Genomic DNA, 18,920 nt, shown 5'->3' on the forward strand with positions numbered 1-18,920 from the left:
ATGGCGAACCCCTTCGACAACGAGGACGGCACCTTCCACGTCCTGGTCAACGGCGAGGGCCAGCACAGCATCTGGCCCGTCTTCGCCGACGTACCGGCAGGCTGGACGATCACCCTCGAAGCGCGGCCCCGCGCCGAGGCGCTGGCCGCCGTCGAGCGCGACTGGACCGACATGCGGCCCAAGAGCCTCGTCACCGCCCACGCCGGCAGCTGACCGCGATGGGGGCGGACACCGCGGTCTACGCGGAAGGGCTGCAGAAGCGCTACAAGAGCCACCACGCGCTGCGCGGCGTCGACCTGTCGGTGGCCGCCGGCTCGGTGCTCGGCGTGCTCGGCCCCAACGGGGCGGGCAAGACGACGACCGTACGGGTGCTGTCCACGCTGCTGACGCCGGACGCCGGGCACGCGACCGTCGCCGGGTACGACGTGGTGCGCCAGAGCAAGGAGGTGCGCCGCCGGATCGGCCTGGCCGGGCAGTACGCGGCCGTGGACGAACTGCTCACCGGCCGCGAGAACCTGGTCCTGCTCGGCCGGCTGCTGCGCCAGGGCCGCCGCGGCGCCCGGCAGCGGGCCGCCGAACTGCTGACCCGGTTCGAGCTGGAGGACGCCGCCGACCGCCCGGTGGGCACGTACTCCGGCGGTATGCGGCGCCGGCTCGACCTGGCCACCTGCATCATCGCCCGGCCGCCGGTGCTCTTCCTGGACGAGCCGACCACCGGCCTCGACCCGACCAGCCGCACCGTGCTGTGGAAGGTGGTGCGCGAACTCGTCGACGAGGGCATCACCGTCCTGCTCACCACGCAGTACCTGGAGGAGGCCGACCAGCTGGCCGACCAGATCGTGGTGATCGACACCGGCCGGGTGATCGCCGCGGGCACCCCGGCCGAACTCAAGCGCGCCGTCGGCACCGACCACCTCCAGGTCGCGGTGGCCCGTCCCGGCCAGCTGGCCACCGCGCTGTCCGCCGTCGCCCCGCTGACCGGCGCCGAACCGGTGGTGGACACCGCGGCCCAGCGGCTGACCGTACAGCTCGACGCCGGGCTGGAGAGCGTGGCCGCCCTCGCGGACGCGCTCCGTGCGGCGGGCGTCGAGGTCACCGACTTCGAGGTACGGCGCCCCACCCTCGACGACGTCTTCTTCCAACTGACCGAGCGCAACGAGCCGGAGACGAGCCTTTCATGAGTGAACTCCGCGTCGCGACCGTGCCCACCGGCGGCCCGTTCGCGGGCCTGGCCGACACCGCCGCCCTGGCCGGGCGGCACCTGCTGCACCTGCGGCGGGCGCCGGGGAAGTTCCTCGGCATCGTGATGAACCCGCTGATCCTGCTGATCGCGGTGGGCTACCTCTTCCGCAACTCCATCTCGGTGCCGGGCAGCGGCAATTACCAGGAGTACCTGATGGCCGGTGTGGCCGTGCAGGTCGGGCTGGCGAGCATCGGGCCCACCGCCATCGGCGTGGCGATGGACATGCGCGGCGGCCTGGTCGACCGCTTCCGGTCGCTGCCGGTCTCCCGTACGGCCGTCCTCGTCGGCCAGACGCTCTCCGACCTGATCGTCTCGGCGCTCGGCCTGGTGATCGTGATGATGGTGGGTCTGGCCGTCGGCTGGCGCCCGCACGCCGGACCGCTGTCGGTGCTGGCCGGCTTCGCGCTGATCCTCGCCTTCGTCTACGCCATGCTCTGGGTGGGCGTCCTGCTCGGCCTGCTCCTGCGGTCGCCGGAGACCATCGACTCGGTGGGCGCGATCGTGCTGGTGGCGTTCTCGTTCCTGTCGAACGCCTTCTTCTCCGTACAGGGGCTGCCGTCGTGGATCCGGCCGCTGGCCGAGTGGAACCCGGTCAGCGCGGTGGTCACGTCCTGCCGCACCCTGTGGGGCAATCCGGTGGTGACCGGTACGGGCTTCCCGGCGGACCACCCGGTCTTGGTCACGGCGGGCACGCTCGCCGTGCTGCTGGCCGTGTGCGTACCGCTGAGCCTGCGGGCGTACCGGAGGGCGTGAGCGGGTGCGCCGGGCCGTGCGGGCCGCCCCGGACGCAGCCGTGAGGGAGGCCGGACGGGGCGCCGCGGGGGCTCGTATGAGCCACCGAGCGGCACCCAGTCCATCTCAGCGAACAACGCGGGCAGCGTCGTCCCGGTCAGGCCCGTGCGTCCAGCACCGGGTCCTGGGCCAGCACGGACTGGTACAACTCCCGCAGTGAGCGGCCGACGTCGAGCCCGAGCTCGTTCACCAGCCAGGCCCGCGTGCGCTGATAGACATCCAGCGCCTCGCTCTGTCTGCCGCAGCGATAGAGCGCGATCATCAACTGCTCGCTGAAACGCTCCCGTCCGGGGTGCGCCACGACCAGCTCCTGAAGGTCGGCGATGACCTCGCGCTCACCACCGGTGTGCAGCTTGACCATCACCAGGTCCTCGCGGAGCGTCATCAGCCGCTCTTCGAGCTGGGCGGCCGTGGAGCGGCAGAGCAGGCCCTCGCCCGCGTCCAGCAGGGCGGGCCCGCGCCACAGCCGCAGCGCCTCGTTCAGCACCGCGCCGGCCCGTCCGGGGTCCTCGCGCAGCAACTCCGAGCCCTGCGAGGCCAGTCGGAGGAACCGCGCGGCGTCGGTCGACTCCGGCGGCAGGGCGAGCAGATAGCTGTTGTTGGCCGTCACCACCACATCGTTGGGGTGCTGGTCCAGCTCCCAGCTCTCCAGCAGCTTGCGCAGCCGTACGGTGTTGGCGTGCAGCGCGTTTCTGCTGTTCGCCAGGTCCTTGTCGGGCCATAGCTCGGTCACCAGCGTGTCCCAGGAAACCGTCCGCCCGGCGTGCAACGCCAGGACGGTTAACAGCGTGCGAACCTTCTTCGCCCGGATCCGGTAAATCTTTCCCCCGTGTTCGACGCCCATAGGACCAAGAACATTGATCAGCACCGGTCTGTCCCATCCCCGCTGGTGCTCGTAGAGCCCGCATCTGCCGGCGACTGTCTTCCGGTTCAACAGGGAGCGGAAGCTCAACGGCAGCGTCCCACCCCCTGGACCCGGCTGCCCTCGCGAATGCCAACGCTACGTACGCAGCATGTCTTTGACGCTTTTTGTCGCTCTCTTGGTGGTCTATACCTAGACCATTGAGATCTTGGCTCCTTCGATGATGCCTGTCAAGCGTCGAGAAACGTGTATAAATCCGCCAAAGCCCGAGGTGGGCCTTGAGATTTAAAGGCATCTTTGCCAAGTCCGCCCCGCGTGCGCCGTCCCGCCGGGCGCCTGGAGGGCGCCCGGCCCGGCCGGGGGCGCCGGCACTACGGGATCTTTCTCCCCAAGTCCGACAACAGCGCGGACCCGCTGGTTCCGCAAAACTTTTCATGTATTTTTTCCGCCAGGAATTCTTCACGCGGTGCGGCAATTCAAGCATCAACGGCCGTTCGCGAAATTGTCATCCCGGGCCGGGAATAAAAGCCCTGCGCAGCCGGCGCTACTTGCGCTTCTTCCGGTCGAACAGGACGGTCGCCAGCGTCGGCACGATGCCCGCCCAGAACAACACCACCGGAACCGAGCGGTCCGACCAGGGCACCTGAGAGATCAGCAGCGCGCACAGCATCGCCCAGACCGCCTGGGCGAGCACGACGCGGGCCCAGCGGCCCCGGCGGATCAGGGACCGTACGTTCAACTGCGCACCCGTACGCAGGCGCCGGTAGCGCATCAGCGCGCCGAAGCCCCAGATCGCCGCCATCGGTATCAGCATCCACAGCCGCTGCCCGAGTGACACCGGCAGCTCCCGCGGCACCTCCCCCTCCTGGGGGAAGAGGTCGAGCATGGCGCCCGCCCCCGCCACGCACGCCAGCGCCAGCCAGCGGGTGCCGCGCAGCAGCCGGTAGGTCGCCCCGTCCAGTGCGCTGCGCAGCCAGGGCGAGTCGGGGACGGTGCCGAGCGCGTCGGCGTACAGGTCGGCCGCCTGCGCGGCCTTCACGCCCGGCGCGTTGGCGGCGCTGTCCGTCTGCATCACCACGGCCAGCGCATTCGTCGGGTCCAGCCGGCGCAGCGTGACGAGGGTCTGCCGCGCACGCTCCTGGTCGTTCGCGAGAAGCGCGGCCTTGTAGAGCGACTCGTAAGCAAGCGGCTCCTCAGGAGCGAGCCGTACGGCCTCCAGCCCCAGACGCAGGCCCTCCTGCCGGTCGCCGTCGGACAGCCAGGGCTGGATCTCGGCGAGCGTCCCGTAGGCGGTCCACCGGAGCGGATCGACGCGTATCGCCTCCCGCAGCACGGCGCCCGTCTCCTCCATACGGGTCGCCTGCCGCAGGGCGCGAGCCCGCATGTGAAGGGTGGCGTAGTCCTGCGGCGCCAGCTTCAGCGCCTGCCCGGTCACCTCCACGGCCTGCTCGGTCTCCTTGCCGGCCAGGTGGCAGCGCGCGAGCTCCAGCAGCCCCCACAGATCGTGCGGGTCCTCCTGCAGCCGCGCGGCGAGTACGGCCTTGGCCTCGTCGTAGCGGCCGAGGTCGACGAGCACCTCGGCGCGGGCCACCATCGGATGCTGTTCCATCACAGCTTCCGCCGCTTCTTCAGGTACGCGAGCAGGTCGTCGTACGTACCGCCCTCGTTGGCGAACATCGCCACGTTCCGCGCGGACGAGAACCACGCCTCGGTCGAGGGCGCCACCGCCTTCGCCGCGCCCAGCAGGTCCTTCATGCCGATCATGCGGACGGTGCCGGTACGCGCCGAGTCCAGCAGCGCGGTCTCGGCGGCGCTCTCGCACACATGGGCAAGGTCGGCGCCCGAGAGGCCGTCGGTGGCCTTGGCCAGCTTGCCCAGGTCGACGTTCTCGATGGGCCGGTCCCGCAGGTGGTAGCGGAGGATCGCCTCGCGGGCGGGCGCGTCCGGCGGCAGCACGAGCAGGGTGCGGTCCAGGCGGCCGGGGCGGCGCAGGGCGAGGTCCACGTCCCAGGGCAGATTGGTGGCCGCGAGCACGAAGACGCCCTCGTTGGCCTGCGCGTCGATACCGTCCAGCTCGGTCAGCAGCTGGTTGACCGTGTTGCGCATCCCGCTGTGCTGCGTACGGCTGCGCTTGCCGCCGAGCGCGTCCAGCTCGTCGAGGAAGACCACGCAGGGCGCCTGACGGCGGGCCGTCGCGAAGATCTCGTGCATGTTGCGCTCGGAGTTGCCGATCCACATGTCGAGCACGTCGTTGACCGACACGGACAGGAAGTTGGCGCCCAGCTCCCCGGCCACCGCGCGGGCGATGAACGTCTTGCCACAGCCCGGCGGCCCGTACAGCAGCAGTCCGCCGCGCAGGCTCTTGCCGTACAGCTTGCGCAGCTCGGGGTTGCGCATCGGCGCTAGGAAGGCGGCCTCCAGCCGGTCCTTGACGTCCTGCATCCCGCCGACGTCCGCCAGCCGTACGGTCCCGGGCGCGTCCACCTCCCAGGCGTCGGCGTCCCCCGGGTCCCCGCTTCCGTCGACGGTCAGCGGGCTCTCCACGAAGCGCGGCGGTACGACGTCCCGTACCTGGCCCTCGGCGGCCTGCCAGTCGAACCCGTCGCGCCGGCCGGCGGCAGGCTTCTCCTCCGCCGGTGCCGTCGGCACCGCCGCCTGCTCCTGAACCGGAGCAGCGGGCGCCCCCATGGCCCGTCCCATCAGCTCCCGGGCCTTCTCGTCCCCGGGCGCGCGCTGCAACGCGACGGCCACCTCGGCGATGGCCGCGTCGTTCCGCCCCGCCTCCAGCAGCAGCTCCGCGAGGTGCAACCGCAAGGGCACATCCTCCGGCGCCGCCGCGACGGCCGCACGCAAGCTCCGGACCAGTGGCGATTCCTCTGACATGCCCACACCCTATGCAGGGCCGGTGCGGAGTCTCCCGGCGGGCGTGTTCGCCGCGTGGACCCCCGCCCGTCGCCTCCGGGCCCCCATGAAGTTCCATGTAGAGGGCATCTTTTGCCTGCTCGCGCCGCAACGGGGGCATAGTTCGGCATCACGCACCACAGATGTACAACAGATACGGAGCGTTCCAACTTGACTGCCAGAGTCCTGACTTTCCGCGCGGCGGCCATCGCCGGCGGCGCCCTGCTCGCCCTTTCCCCCCTGACCGCTCAGGCCGCCCAGGCCGCACCTGCCCCGCACACCGCGTCCTTGGCTCAGACGCCCCGGACACCGGCCCCCGCCCCCACCGTCGCAGCCAAGGGCGCCGCCCTGGTGGACGGCGCGACCGGCAAGGCGCTCTTCGGCAAGGAAGCGGACACCGCCCGCCCCATGGCCAGCACCGCCAAGATCATGGCCGCCTCGGTGGTCCTTGAGGCCGACGGCGTCGACCTGGAGAAGCGGGTCCCCGTGAAGCAGGAGTACCGCGACTACGTCACCCGGCACAGCTCCAGCACCGCGGACCTCCAGACCGGCGACAAGCTCACCGTCCGCCAGCTGCTCTACGCGACCCTGCTGCCCTCCGGCGCCGACGCCGCCTACGCCCTCGCCGACACCTTCGGCACCGGCGCCACCGAAGCCGAACGCACCGCGTCCTTCATTGCCCAGATGAACGCCAAGGCCGCGGAACTCCGCCTCAAGCACACCACGTTCGACTCCTTCGACGGCGCGGGCACCGACTCCAGCACCCCGGCCGAACTGGCCAGGCTGGCCCGGCACGCCATGAAGAACGAGACCTTCCGCACGATCGTCAAGACCAAGCAGTACAAGGGCGAGGCCCCGGCCGCCAACGGCCGCACCCGCTACTACACCTGGAACAACACCAACCAGCTGCTCGGCTCGTACAACGGCGTCATCGGCATCAAGACCGGCACCACCACCCCGGCCGGCGACTGCCTCGTCTTCGCCGCCACCCGCGGCGACAAGACCCTCATCGGCACCGTCCTCAACAGCAAGGACCGGTACGCCGACGCCGCGAAGCTCCTGGACTACGGCTTCGGCACCACGACCGCCAAGACGATGAAGCTCCGGGCCCTGCCGACGAACACCCAGCAGGACTGAGTCAACGGCCCGTCCCCCGACGGCCCCACGTACCCGGGGACACCGCGGTGTCCCCGGGTACGTACTCCACCGTCACCGCTCCCAGTACTTGGCCACCGCCTGCGCATAGGCCACCCGACGATCGAGCAGGTCCTCCCGGACCCGAAAGCGCCCCCGCGCGGACTCCTTGAGCGCCGCCCGGCCGAAGACGTCCCCCGGCCGCTTCCAGGCAGTCCGCAACGGCGCGAGGGCGGCACCGGCGGGCGAATCGGACAACGCCAGGGCAACCAGGTACAGCAGCGCAAACGGCAACAGCACCAGCCACAGAACCAGCGACGGCACCGTCCCTTCCCGCCCCCGCAACACCTCCCCGTCGGCCAGCCGCACCTCATATGCGGGCCGCCACCGCTTCTTCCGTGAAGGCAAGCGCAGTTCGGCCACCTCCTCCCCCTCCGGCGTAAGCACGGCAAGCCGCCCGCCCTCCGCCCGGACGACCACCGCGAGCGGCGACGCCCCGGAAGCATCGGCAGCAAGGGTGAACCGCGGCTTGCACCCTGCGGGCAGCCGCCAGTCATCGGGAACACCCCGGCGCACATGGACAGGGTCGGACCTGCGGGGGCGCAGTTCGTAGCCCTTGGGGCCGGGGTGGCGGGTGAAGGTGAGTGCCATGAGGGGTCCCGTCTCTTCGCATGTGTCGCGCGGACGGAAGATATCCGGCCGCCCGACGGGCCCGTGCTCCTGGCCGCCCACCGGACGACGGCGAACGACCGGCCGCCCCTCCCCCTTCGCGCAATGGCCGAAAATCACGGATACCCGCCTCCTGCATGAGGCACCCCCCGGGGTATCGGGCGCAAGCCTGTCGTACCGCCGCGCTAGTGTGCGCGGGTGAGCCTTTACGTCGTCATAGGATTCGGGCCTGCGGGGGCGGCCACTGCTCGGCTACTGGTTGAAAAGGGACATTCCGTACGGGTCGTCACCACTTCGGGCCGCAGCGCCGAGGCCGGCATCGAGCACCTCGCGTTCGACGCGGCGGACCGCGAGCGGCTGAGCGAGGCCGCGCAGGGCGCCGCTGCGATCATCAACTGCGCCGGGCCGCCGTACCACCGCTGGGCCGACGCGTGGCCGCCACTGGCCTCGTCGGTCTGCGCGGCGGCCGAGGCGTCCGGGGCCGTCCTGGTCCTGCTGGGCAACCTCTACGGCTACGGTCCGGTGGACGGCCCCATGACCGAGGACCTCCCGCTCGCCGCCACCGGCCCCAAGGGGCGGGTGCGCGCCGCTGTCTGGCAGCAGGCGCGGAGCCTGCACGAGCAGGGCCGGATCAAGGCCGTGGAGGTGCGGGCCTCGGACTTCTTCGGACCCGGTGTGACCGACGGCGGGCACCTCGCCGGGCGGGTCATGCCGCGGCTGCTGCGCGGCAAGCCGGTCTCCACGCTGGGGGACCCGGACGCCCCGCACAGCTGGAGCTACGTCCCCGATGTGGCCCGGGCCCTGGTCGAGGCCGCGGGAGCGGAACGGGCCTGGGGGCGGGCCTGGCACGTGCCGAACGAGCCCGCGCGGTCCGCCCGGGAGATGGTCGACCGCCTTGCCGCGGAGTCCGGGTCGGGCCCGGTGGCGGTGCGCCGCATCCCGCCGGCCGTGCTCGGCGTCGCCTCGCTGGTCTCGCCGCTGCTCCGCGAGATGAAGGAGATCCGTTACCAGTTCGACCGTCCCTTCGTCGTCGATGCGAGCGCCTACGAGACCGCCTTCGCGGTACGGGCCACGCCCCTGGACGAGCAGGTCAAGGCGACGGTGAACTGGTGGCGCGACCGGCTGGCCGGCACCGGGTGAGACCTGTGATGCCGAACGACCCCCCGGTGGACCCGGCGGGGGTACGGTCCGCGGACGTCGCGATCGTGGGGATGGCCTGCCGGTTCCCGGGCGCGCGGAACGTCAACCAGTACTGGCGGCTCCTCACCGACCCGCAGGTCCAGTTCTCCACCGTCCCGGACTCGCGGTGGCGCGCCGCCGCCTTCCTCAGCGACAACTTCCGCGACACCTCGGCGGCCTATACCGACACCATGGCGCTGCTGCCGGACGTGGACCGCTTCGACGCGGCGCACTACGGGATCCCGCCGCGGCGGGCCAGAGCGCTGGACCCGCAGGCCCGGCTGCTGATCGACCTCGCCCGGGAGGCGATTCAGGACGCGGGGTGGGAGTCCGGGGGCTTCGACCGTGAGGAGACCTCGGTGATCACGTCGCTCACCGAGAGCGGCTACCGCGAGCTGTCCCTCCTCCAGGTCCGGATGCGGCAGCTGGCCGGCGGCGAGTTCGGCGCGCGGGCGGCCGATCCGCGGTGGCCGGAGATGGTCCGCGCGGTCGACGGCCTGCACGGTACGTCCGCGGCCGGCCTCCTGCTCAACATGGGTCCGAACACGATCAGTTCGGTCTTCGATCTGCACGGTGAGAGCTACGCGCTGGACTCGGCGTGTTCCGGCGGTCTGATGGCCGTGGCCAACGCCGTGTTCGCGCTGCGCGCGGGCCGCTGCCGCATCGCCCTCGCCGGCGGCGCCCAGCTGATGCTCACCCCTGACCTGCTGGTGGGGCTGTGCCGGATCGGCGCCGTCTCGCGCAGCGGCCGGTGTCTGCCGTTCGGCGCGGAGGCCGACGGATTCGTCCTGGGGGAGGGCGCCGGGGTCCTGGTGCTGCGGCCGCTGGCCGACGCGCTGGCGGCCGGCGATCGTGTCTACGCGGTGATCCGGGGCGTGGGCACGGCCAACGACGGGACCGTGCAGGGCGGACTGCACCCCCAGGCGTCCGGGCAGCTCCGTACGCTGCGCCGGGCCTACCGCGATGCGGGCGTGTCCCTGGACTCGGTGGGCTACCTGGAGGCGCACGGCACCGGGACCACGGTCGGCGATCCGGTCGAGGTCGGCGTGCTGCGCGAACTGCGCGGTGCGCGGAGCAACCCCGCCTTCCTCGGCGCGGTGAAGGCGGTGGTCGGGCACTCGCTCAACGCCGCAGGGGTGGCCGGGCTCATCAAGACCGTACTGGCCGTGCACCGGGGAGTGGTTCCGCCGCAGCCGGCGTTCGACCTGGCCGACCGCTCCGGGCTCGACGCCGCGCGGCTGACCGTCCCGACGGCGCCGACCCGATGGCCGGCACCCGGAGGGCCGCGCCGGGCGGGCGTGAGCGCCTTCGGCTTCGGCGGCACCGGCGTCCACCTGGTGGTGGAGGAGTGCCCCGCGCCGCCGGCCCGCCCGCTGCCGGACGACGAACCACACCTCCTGGTACTCAGCGCCCGCGACCGGGCCGGGCTTGCCCGTTACGCCCGGGAACTGGCGCACACCCTCGCCGACGAGCAGCCACCGCTGGCCGGGGTGGCGGACACCCTGGCCGGACGGACCCCCTTCCCGGAACGCCTCGCGCTGGTGGCCGAGGACGCCGCCGACGCCGTCACCAAGCTGACCGCGGCGGCCGACGCGGTGGCGGCGGGCCGTACCGGCGCACTCGGGCCGGGCCAGGTGGCCGGCACGGTGTCCCGGCCGGCCGATGAGCTGCCGGAGGCCACCGTCCCCGCACCGGGCACGCTGTCCGCCGAGGCCCGCACCGCCGCGCTGGCCGGGCTCGCCGAGCGAGCGGTCAGCGGCGCCCGGCTCCGTTCGGACGGTGAACGCATGCCCCCGTGCACCCTGCCGCCGAGCCCGCTCGCCCCGCGCCGCCACTGGGTGGTGGGCGAGTCCGGCCGCGACGTCGGCACCGCTCCCGCCGACGGGCCCGCCCTTCCGGCCCAGCAGGGGACGGCGGGGCCCGCCCTTCCGGCCCAGCAGGGGACGGCGGGGCCCGCCCTTCCGGCCCAGCAGGGGACGACGCCCGCGACGGCGGCTCGGACCGGTACCGCTACCGCAGGCTCCCTCGTACTCGAAGAGGTGTCGCGGACCGGCGTCTTCCCGCTCTCCGACCTGAGCGAACGGATGGCGCTGGTGGCCGACCTCGGCTTCGACTCCCTGATGCTGCAGGAGCTGGAGGTCAACATCGGCAAGCGGATACCGGGCTTCCGCACCGAGGAGATGTTCGACGCCGGCCTCACCATCGAGCGGCTGATCGCGCTGGTTGCCCCGCACCTCACGCAGGAGCCGGCCGCCGGGGCGCCGCTGCCCCGGCAGACCCGGGCCGACCGGGACGCCACCGCATGCGTCGACGACTTCCCCGAGGTGAGGAAGTTGGAACAGCTCCTGACCTCGATCGCCGGCACGGGCGCGGACTTCCCGTACTTCCGGGTCCACCAGGGGACCATCCGCGACACCACGGTGGTCGACGACCGGCCGTACCTGTCCTTCGGCAGCTACAACTACCTGGGCCTGTCCGGCCATCGGGTGGTCAACGACGCTGTGCACGAGGCGATAGACCGGTACGGGTCCTCGGTCTCCGCCAGCCGGCTGCTCTCCGGCGAACGGGACCTGACCGTACGGCTGGAACGGGCGCTCGCCGCCTTCCTCGGCGTCGCGGACTGCCTGACGCTGGTCAGCGGCCACGCCACCAACGTCACCGCGATAGGCCACCTGGTCGGCGCCGGTGACCTCGTGGTGCACGACGCGCTGGCCCACGACAGCATCCTCCAGGGCGTGGCCCTGTCCGGTGCGGCACGGCGCCCGTTCGCCCACGGCGACATCGACCGGCTGGAACACGTGCTGCGCCGCAACCGGGACCGGTTCCGACGGGTGCTGATCGCCGTCGAGGGCGCCTACAGCATGGACGGCGACCTGGTCGACCTCCCCGCCGTGGTCGAGTTGAAGAAGCGGTACGGCGCCCTGCTGATGGTCGACGAGGCGCACAGCATCGGCACGGTGGGCGAAACCGGCCGCGGCGTCGGGGAGTTCTACGGCACCGACCGCCGCGACGTGGACCTGTGGATGGGCACCCTGTCCAAGTCCTTCGCCAGCTGCGGCGGCTATCTCGGCGGCTCGGCCCGGATGGTGCGGTGGCTCCGGCACACGCTGCCGGGCTTTGTCTACAGCGTCGGTCTGACCCCGGCCAACGCGGCCGCGGCATTGGCCGCCACCGAGCTGATCTCCGCGGAAGGGCACCGGGTGCGCACGCTCCAGCGCAACGCGGACCTGTTCCGCGGCCTGGCCGCCGAGGCCGGCCTGGCGACCGGCTCCAGCGCCCACACCCCGATCGTGCCCTGTCTCCTCGGCGACTCGGCGCGCACCCTGCGCGTCGCGGACCGGCTGTTCGACCGGGGCCTGATCGCCGATCCGATCTTCCACCCCGCTGTGGAGGAGGGGCTCGCCAGGCTGCGGTTCTTCCTCACCAGCGAGCACCGGGCGGAGGACATCCGTCGGGCCGTGTCGGTCCTGGCCGAGGAGGTGGCCGCCGCCGGGGACTGAGTGCCGCACGTCAGATCAGGGTGCGTTCGATCCGGCTGAGCATGGCGTCCTTGCCGGTGTCCGCGGCCACCCCGGCCGCGGGCCCGCCGTGCCTCTCCTCGGCGCCGCCCACCCGCTGGGAGAGCAGATAGGCGATGATCTCCGCCTCCTGCTCCTGGACGTCGTCGTAGGTCGCGCGCAGGAGCATGTCACGCACGAGATCGGGGTCGAGGTTCGGGAAGAGGAGGCGGGCGCTCGCCTCGTCCAGCCAACCCGCCCCGCGATGACAGCAGATGATGTGACCCAGCTCGTGCAAGATGATGTGCTCCTGATGCGCGCTGGTCGTGTTGGCGTCGTAGAAGATCAGGTCCTCGTCGCGCGCGGCGACCCACATACCGCACGGGTGCGACGCAGGCATCTGCATCGGGACCAGGGTGATCGGGCGGTCGCGGACCTCGCTGAGGTGGCGGCAGAGTTCGGCGACGTCGGACACCTCCGGCAGGTCGAGTTCGGCGATCCGCCGTGCCCCGATCTTCCGGAGCCGCTTGAGCTGACTGCGGCGGTGGTGATCGGCCGCCCGCCCCTTCCTGGTGTCCCTCACCCCCCGGCGCCCCTCACTCGGGATCCGAGGAGTCGTCGACCGGCGGCAGGCCCTGCATCTGCCGGTACTGATCCATGATGGCGGTGATCGCCTGGAGGTTCTCCTTCTTCATCCCGGCCGCCCGCATCGCCACCGAGCGGACGCCCGCCTGCCGCAGCGCCTCGATGGCGGCGACCTGGCTGAGCACCGACTCGGCGACCTCGTCGTCGAAGAAGTAGGCGACCGATACGCCGAAGAAGCGCGCCAGCGCGGCCAGGAGGTCCGGGGAGGGGTTGGACCGCTTGCCCGTCCGCAACTGCGACAAGTACACGCCGCCGACCCGGAGTTCGGGGTCGGCCTGTTTCAGCGCTTCGGCCACCTCGGCATTGGTCCAGTGCTTGCCCTTGGGGCGGACCGTCTTGAAGAGGTTGTCCAGACGCACTGCCAGCTTGGGCCGGTCGTCAGTCTCGGACATTGTGGATCTCCCTCCCGCCACCTCCTCGGCATTAGCCCTTGGCTATCCACTAGCTTCGCAGATTAGCCGTCAGTTGACAATCGGCCGGGACTCCGCCAACGTGGGTCTCGCCGATAGCTGTCAGCTAACTTCGCTTACGGGGGTAGCCGAGTTGGTTGCCGGCAGTGCCGGCCTGGCCCGGCCCTCGGGGGAAGGGCCGGGCCAGGCGGGACGCTCCGTCACGGCCCGACGGGAAAACACGGGGGGTCACGGGGGTAACGGGGATAACGGGGGGACAACGGGGGCAAGGGCGCGTACCAGGGGGCGTACCCGCGAAAAAACCCGCCCGGTCTGACGGGGGACAGACCGGGCGGGAGCCTTCAACGAGCTTTCAACAAGCCTTCAACACAGCTGGTGTCAGTCCGCGTTGCCGAGTTTACGGTAGGCGGACGCGACCTTCGTGAGCCAGTCGACCTCGGCCGTGAAGTTGTCCGTATCGCGGTCCTCGAAGTCGGCGGCGTCCTTGTTGTCGTCGGGGATGGTGCCGGTGCGCTTGGCGTGCAGGGCCTGCCTGATCTGGGCCGCTTCGGCCATCGCCTGCCGGGACTCGTCGTTCGTCCCGTGGTCCGCGCCGGCCGGCCCGTTGGCCGTACGGTCGGTGTAGGGACGCAGATCCCGCCATCCGTCGCGTATCTCGACGACACGGCGGTGCAACCGGTAGTTGAGGTCGGAGACCGAGGCTCCCGGCGGCTCCAGGACGATATCCGGGGACGACTCGTACAGGTCCTGCCAGAGCGGGTACAGAGCCCGGTACGAACGGTAGTTGCGCACCCACTCCCGCAGTTTGCCGGCCGACGTCCCCCAGGAGGAGATCGTCAGGCTGAGCGACAGGGTGGCGATGCCCAGCGCGCTGAACACGTTGGAGGCGAGCTGCCAGACGCCGATGTCGATCCCGCACGCGGCGGTGACGATGTTGACCGTCCTGGCCGCGCAGTAGAGGAAGAGAATCACCGCGGCGACCGAGAGCAACCGCAGGGCCTGCCGCAGCTCGGCCTTCTCGGTCATCCGGGCGTAGGGGCCGCACTGGCGGAAGATGGTGACGCACGGAGCCGCCTGGGACACGATGAAGACCAGGAGGTAGGTGAGGACCAGCGGCTGGCCGCTGCCGCTGTTGAAGTCGGAGGCCGGCCGGCCGGGGCCCCCGGCGATCAGGAAGATGGCGATCAGCAGCGCGTTGAGGGCGACACCGGTGATCACCCAGTAGCGGGTCCTGCGTACCGCCTCCTCGGCGGCGGTCGCCCAGCGCAACAGGATGATCTGCGCGCTGACGCAGAAGGCGACCGCCGACACGTGCATCACGAGGATGGCGAGGTTGCCGACGCCCAGGAAACGCTCGCTGCCCATCGCGACGGCGCCCATCGTGAAGGTGAGGCACTGCAGCAGCAGAGTGATCACCAGGATGCGGTAGGCGTTGTCCTTCCGGCTGCGCCGCACTTGGCTCAGCCGGTAGACGAGCGCGGCGTACGACGACAGCGCCGCGATGACGAAGCAGACGGTTCTGGTGGTGTTCACGGCTTGATCCCCCGTCGGCGCCGGGCACCCGGCGAACGGTCTAGTCGGTGGTTTCGCCCAAGGGGACCGTGAGCCCGATGCCTTCGGCCGCCACGGCGATGGCGCGGTCGAAGAACGCCGACTGGTCCTGGACACTGTCGTGGGTACGGCTGAAGACCTGGAACACCAGGAGCCCGATCAGGTTGCTCCACAGTACGATGCCGCGCTCGATGATGTCCGAGAACGGTGCCTGGGGGACCCCGCCGAAGACCTCCACCGCCGTCGGCAGGAGCACCGAGGGCTCGGGCAGCGGCCGCCGGGGCGGGGTGAGCTCACCGGCCTCCAGGGCCGACCGGATGATGCCGCCCAGCGCCTCGGGGGTGCGCGAGGCGGGCGGCACCGTCTCCGGCGGGGCGTGGTACCCCGGAACCGGCGAACCATAGATGAGCGTGAACTCGGCCGGGTTGGCGAACGACCACTCCCGCAGCGCACGCGTCACCGCGAGCAACCGCGCGCCCGCCGACGCCTGCGCGTCCCGGGCGGCCTGATCGGCCTGCTCCATCGCCGCACCGGAGGTGTTGTAGGCGTCGATGACCAACGCGGTCAGCAGGTCGTCCCGATGCGGGAAGACGGCCGCCACGTCCGCGACGGCAAGATCACTGTCAGCGGCCACGGCATCCAGGGACAGCCCTCCGGCGCCCAGTTCCGCCAGCAGCCGGCGCGCGGAGGCCTTGACAGCCTCTCGCAGCCCGGAGTTCGCATCGTCCGCGCTCGTTACGGAAACATCCATAGCCGAACCGTACCTGCCGTCCACATCGGTGATCGGCCCGGTCGTGCCGCTGCCTGGGCCGGGCATTGAGATCCGGCCACCTCGCCCGCACCGGGGGAGGGCGGAACGGCGAGGGCCGTGAGCACGACCGCTCGCCGAAGCGGTGTGGCTGTCAGCGGCTCCACCAGTCGCGGTGTTGCCGGTACCAGGCCACGGTGTCCGCCAGTCCCGTGTCGAAGGTGTGGCGCGGCTCGTAGCCGAGCTCGTCGCGGATCTTGGACCAGTCCACCGAGTAGCGCTGGTCGTGTCCCTTGCGGTCCGCCACGTGCTCGACGCTGTCCCAGTCCGCGCCGCAGGCGTCCAGGAGGCGGTCGGTGAGGTGCTTGTTGGTCAGCTCGGTGCCGCCGCCCACGTTGTAGACCTCGCCGGCCCGGCCCCCTTCGAGGACGAGCCGGATGGCGCGGCAGTGGTCCGCCACGTGCAGCCAGTCGCGTACCTGGCTGCCATCGCCGTACAGCGGCACCTTGCGCCCTTGCAGGAGGCGGGTGATGAACAAGGGGATGATCTTCTCGGGGAACTGGTGGGGCCCGTAATTGTTGGAGCAGCGGGTGATCCGCACATCGAGGCCGTGGGTGCGGTGGTAGGCGAGGGCCAACAGGTCGGAGCCCGCCTTGGCCGCCGCGTAGGGGGAGCTGGGCGCGAGCGGCTGCTCCTCGGTCCACGAGCCCACGGGTACGGAGCCGTACACCTCGTCGGTGGAGACATGGACCACGGTCACTCCGCCGGCCCGGACGGCAGCTTCCAGCAGCGTCTGGGTGCCGAGCACGTTGGTGGAGGAAAACCTGGCGCCGTCGGCGATGGAGCGGTCCACGTGCGACTCGGCGGCGAGGTGCACCACCGCGTCGTGTCCGGCCACCAACTCGGCGACCCGCTCACCGTCCAGAATGTCGCCCCGGACGAAGCGCAGCCGCGGATCGCCCTGGACGGACCGGAGATTGGCGAGGTTGCCCGCGTAGGTCAGGGCGTCCAGGACGGTGACCGCCTCCTGCTCCGAGCCGTCGGCCAGGAGGGAACGGACGAAGTGGGAACCGATGAAGCCGGCTCCTCCGGTGACGAGGGTCTTCATGATGGGGCAGGCGGTCTTTCTCTCGGGAACTCAGGATGCGAGCCGGATGCGGCTGTGGTCACCCAGGACGAGCTGGTGTGCTTGCGGCGTGCCGGCCGCGCCGGTGATCTGCACGGCACGGCCGATGAGGGAGCCCTCGATGCGGCCGACGCCGGTGATCCGCGCGTCACGCAGGACGATGGAGAACTCCACGTCGCTTCCGCTGATGGCACAGCCCTCGGCGACGGAGGTGGCGGGGCCGATGCGGGAGTCGCGCACCGTGGTGTGCGCTCCGATGACGGCCGGGCCCACGATGCGCGAGCGCACGACCTCGGCCCCCGGTTCGATCCGCACCGGTCCGAGCAGCACGCTGGCGCTGTCCACGGATCCCAGGACGGCGGGTTCGAGGTCTGCCAGCACGCGCTGGTTGACCTCCAGCAGGTCGGCGACATCGCCGGTGTCCTTCCAGTAGCCGCCGATGGTCTCGGCGGACACGTCGTGCCCCGAGTCGATCAGCCACTGGATGGCGTCGGTGATCTCCAGCTCGCCGCGCGCCGAGGGCTCGATGGCGTCGACGGCCCGGTGCACCGCGCTGGTGAAGAGGTAGACCCCGACGACCGCCAGGTCGCTGCGCGGCCGGGCCGGCTTCTCCTCCAGCCGGACCACCCGCCCCTCGGACGTGACCTCGGCGACGCCGAACGCCGAGGGGTCCGGCACCTTGGTGACCAGCAGCCGTGTCCCGGACCGGGTGGCGCGGAACCTCCGGACGACGCCGGTGATACCGCCGACGACGAAGTTGTCCCCGAGATACATCACGAAGTCCTCGTCGCCCAGCCAGTTCCGTGCCACGTGGACGGCGTGTGCCAGACCCAGCGGCCGCTCCTGCCGCAGGTACGTGACCTGGGCACCGAACCGGGCGCCGTCGCCGAGGGCCGCCCGGATCTCCTGCGCGGTGTCCCCGACCACCACCCCGATCTCGGTGATGCCGGCCGCGACCAGCGCTTCGATGCCGTAGAAGAGCACCGGCTTGTTGGCGACCGGAACCAGTTGCTTCGCAGCAGTGTGGGTGATCGGCCGCAGTCGGCTGCCGGTCCCGCCGGCCAGGACGAGTGCCTTCATGCCGGCCCGCTCCCCGCGGGGACGTACGCAGCGGCCCCCGGCGCCCCGCATGCGGCGATGATCTCGTCGAGCAGCGCCCACTGGGCCGGCTGGAGGCGCCGGACCATGGCCGTGATGCGCTCGGCGTGCCCGGCGGTGGCGCAGGCCAGCGGCAGCCCCAGCACGAAGCGGCCCGCGCGCTGGACGAGGACCAGGTCCGACCATGATCCGTCGGCTTCGCCCCAGCCCTCCGCCAGCTCCGCCTCCACATCACCGTGCCAGCCCAGGGGTCTGACGAATTCCCGCGACGCGGCCAGGCGCCGCAGCCAGGCCAGGGTGTCCCGGGCGCAAGCCGCCCGGAGCGCGCTCGTGTGGCGCCCGGAGCGCAGCTCACTCAGGACGGCGTGTGCGTGTCGTACGTCGTCGAAGGCGGCGACGCGCAGGTGGTGCCGGCCGGCGATGTGGTGCCGGCGGGTGCCGACGGAGTCCAGCAGGCCGGCCGTACGGTCCAGGACCGTGGCGAAGCGCGCCCCCGCGTCGGCCAGGCGCAGCCACAGGTCCCAGTCCTCCATCCCGTCCCCGGCGCGCCAGCCGCCGACGCGCTCCGCGCAGCCGCGGCGGTGCGCCACCCGCGAAGGTTCGAAGACCGCGCCCAGCGCCTGGATCTCCGGGTGCCAGCACATCTCCAGGGGCCGCGACGCGGAGGTGACCCGGCCCTCCCGGTCCCGTAGCTCGAATCCGGTCGCCACCACATCGGCGCCGCTCCCGAAGGCCGTGGTGAGCGCGCTCAAGTGGTCCTCGCGCCATACGTCGTCGTGGTCCAGATAGGCGATGAACTCTCCCCGGGACTCGGCGAGCCCGCGGTTGCGCGGCCCGCTGGGGTGCCCGTGCCGCTCGGTACGTATCAGCCGGATGCGCGGGTCCTGGCCGGCCGCCGCACGGACCCAGTCCTCAGTGTCATCGGTGCAGCCGTCCGAGACGACCAGGAGCTCCCAGTCGGTGACGGACTGGGCGCGGACCGAGTCCAGGGTCTGCGCGATCAGCCGGGACCGGTTGTAGGTGGGGCAGATCACCGAGAAACGCGGCGTGCTCGTAGGTCGCAAC

The 18,920-nt window shown here is 71.5% G+C and carries 17 protein-coding genes; 6 read left to right on the top strand and 11 right to left on the bottom strand.

What is annotated here, in order from left to right:
- From IH45_RS0106350 to IH45_RS0106360, 3 genes are read left to right on the top strand one after another with little or no spacing between them, the layout of a single operon-like run.
- Entirely contained in the window at positions 1–213 is a 213-nt protein-coding gene (locus IH45_RS0106350) for an MbtH family protein (protein WP_003979971.1), read from the top strand.
- Between the two features lie 5 nt (positions 214–218).
- Positions 219–1,181: a daunorubicin resistance protein DrrA family ABC transporter ATP-binding protein gene (locus tag IH45_RS0106355; RefSeq protein ID WP_030662688.1), complete on the top strand. Its 963-nt coding sequence runs from the start codon at positions 219–221 to the stop codon at positions 1,179–1,181.
- Positions 1,178–1,996, top strand: a complete 819-nt coding sequence (locus IH45_RS0106360; RefSeq protein WP_030662691.1) for an ABC transporter permease — start codon at positions 1,178–1,180, stop codon at positions 1,994–1,996. Before IH45_RS0106355 ends, IH45_RS0106360 begins: the two co-directional genes overlap by 4 nt.
- 136 nt (positions 1,997–2,132) lie before the next feature.
- Here the strand turns inward: IH45_RS0106360 and IH45_RS0106365 are convergent, their stop codons facing one another.
- The 3 genes from IH45_RS0106365 to IH45_RS0106375 all read right to left on the bottom strand — a co-directional run bounded on the left by IH45_RS0106365 (position 2,133) and on the right by IH45_RS0106375 (position 5,780).
- Positions 2,133–2,879, bottom strand: coding sequence for an AfsR/SARP family transcriptional regulator (locus tag IH45_RS0106365; RefSeq protein ID WP_050514582.1), 747 nt, complete (start codon positions 2,877–2,879; stop codon positions 2,133–2,135).
- A gap of 562 nt (positions 2,880–3,441) precedes the next feature.
- Complete coding sequence (locus IH45_RS0106370) at positions 3,442–4,506, bottom strand: tetratricopeptide repeat protein (RefSeq protein WP_030662697.1); 1,065 nt, start codon at positions 4,504–4,506, stop codon at positions 3,442–3,444.
- Positions 4,506–5,780: an ATP-binding protein gene (locus tag IH45_RS0106375; RefSeq protein WP_030662700.1), complete on the bottom strand. Its 1,275-nt coding sequence runs from the start codon at positions 5,778–5,780 to the stop codon at positions 4,506–4,508. Before IH45_RS0106375 ends, IH45_RS0106370 begins: the two co-directional genes overlap by 1 nt.
- A gap of 189 nt (positions 5,781–5,969) precedes the next feature.
- Here IH45_RS0106375 and IH45_RS0106380 point away from each other — a divergent pair, with 189 nt between their 5' ends.
- Positions 5,970–6,935, top strand: coding sequence for a D-alanyl-D-alanine carboxypeptidase family protein (locus IH45_RS0106380; RefSeq protein ID WP_030662703.1), 966 nt, complete (start codon positions 5,970–5,972; stop codon positions 6,933–6,935).
- A gap of 72 nt (positions 6,936–7,007) precedes the next feature.
- On the opposite strand, the gene IH45_RS0106385 is transcribed toward IH45_RS0106380, so the two are convergent.
- Positions 7,008–7,583, bottom strand: a complete 576-nt coding sequence (locus tag IH45_RS0106385) for a hypothetical protein (RefSeq protein ID WP_030662706.1) — start codon at positions 7,581–7,583, stop codon at positions 7,008–7,010.
- Between the two features lie 216 nt (positions 7,584–7,799).
- Between IH45_RS0106385 and IH45_RS0106390 the strand changes: the two genes are divergently transcribed.
- Together IH45_RS0106390 and IH45_RS0106395 are read left to right on the top strand one after the other, a co-directional pair.
- Entirely contained in the window at positions 7,800–8,741 is a 942-nt protein-coding gene (locus IH45_RS0106390; protein ID WP_030662709.1) for an NAD-dependent epimerase/dehydratase family protein, read from the top strand.
- Positions 8,742–8,749: 8 nt separating this feature from the next.
- Positions 8,750–12,280 carry an aminotransferase class I/II-fold pyridoxal phosphate-dependent enzyme gene (locus tag IH45_RS0106395; RefSeq protein WP_030662712.1) on the top strand — a complete coding sequence of 1,177 codons (3,531 nt, stop codon included), beginning with the start codon at positions 8,750–8,752 and terminating at the stop codon, positions 12,278–12,280.
- A gap of 10 nt (positions 12,281–12,290) precedes the next feature.
- On the opposite strand, the gene IH45_RS0106400 is transcribed toward IH45_RS0106395, so the two are convergent.
- From IH45_RS0106400 to IH45_RS0106430, 7 genes are all read right to left on the bottom strand, one after another.
- Positions 12,291–12,860, bottom strand: coding sequence for a toxin (locus IH45_RS0106400; RefSeq protein WP_030662715.1), 570 nt, complete (start codon positions 12,858–12,860; stop codon positions 12,291–12,293).
- A 13-nt stretch (positions 12,861–12,873) separates the two neighbouring features.
- A complete protein-coding gene (locus IH45_RS0106405; protein WP_030662718.1) occupies positions 12,874–13,314 on the bottom strand; it encodes a helix-turn-helix domain-containing protein in 441 nt (146 codons plus the stop codon).
- Positions 13,315–13,710: 396 nt separating this feature from the next.
- A complete protein-coding gene (locus IH45_RS0106410) occupies positions 13,711–14,865 on the bottom strand; it encodes an MAB_1171c family putative transporter (RefSeq protein WP_030662721.1) in 1,155 nt (384 codons plus the stop codon).
- A 40-nt stretch (positions 14,866–14,905) separates the two neighbouring features.
- The gene (locus tag IH45_RS0106415) at positions 14,906–15,634 is read right to left on the bottom strand and encodes a TetR/AcrR family transcriptional regulator (RefSeq protein ID WP_030662723.1); all 729 of its coding nucleotides are present in this window, start codon (positions 15,632–15,634) and stop codon (positions 14,906–14,908) included.
- Positions 15,635–15,785: 151 nt separating this feature from the next.
- Complete coding sequence (gene rfbB / locus IH45_RS0106420; protein ID WP_030662726.1) at positions 15,786–16,739, bottom strand: dTDP-glucose 4,6-dehydratase; 954 nt, start codon at positions 16,737–16,739, stop codon at positions 15,786–15,788.
- A 30-nt stretch (positions 16,740–16,769) separates the two neighbouring features.
- Positions 16,770–17,837 (bottom strand): glucose-1-phosphate thymidylyltransferase, encoded by a 1,068-nt coding sequence (locus IH45_RS0106425; protein WP_030662729.1) that lies wholly within the window; start codon positions 17,835–17,837, stop codon positions 16,770–16,772.
- Positions 17,834–18,919, bottom strand: coding sequence for a glycosyltransferase family 2 protein (locus tag IH45_RS0106430; RefSeq protein WP_050514584.1), 1,086 nt, complete (start codon positions 18,917–18,919; stop codon positions 17,834–17,836). Before IH45_RS0106430 ends, IH45_RS0106425 begins: the two co-directional genes overlap by 4 nt.
- Position 18,920 lies beyond the last annotated feature (1 nt).

The sequence above is a fragment of the Streptomyces rimosus subsp. rimosus genome (assembly GCF_000720725.1).
Lineage (GTDB): Bacteria > Actinomycetota > Actinomycetes > Streptomycetales > Streptomycetaceae > Streptomyces > Streptomyces rimosus_A.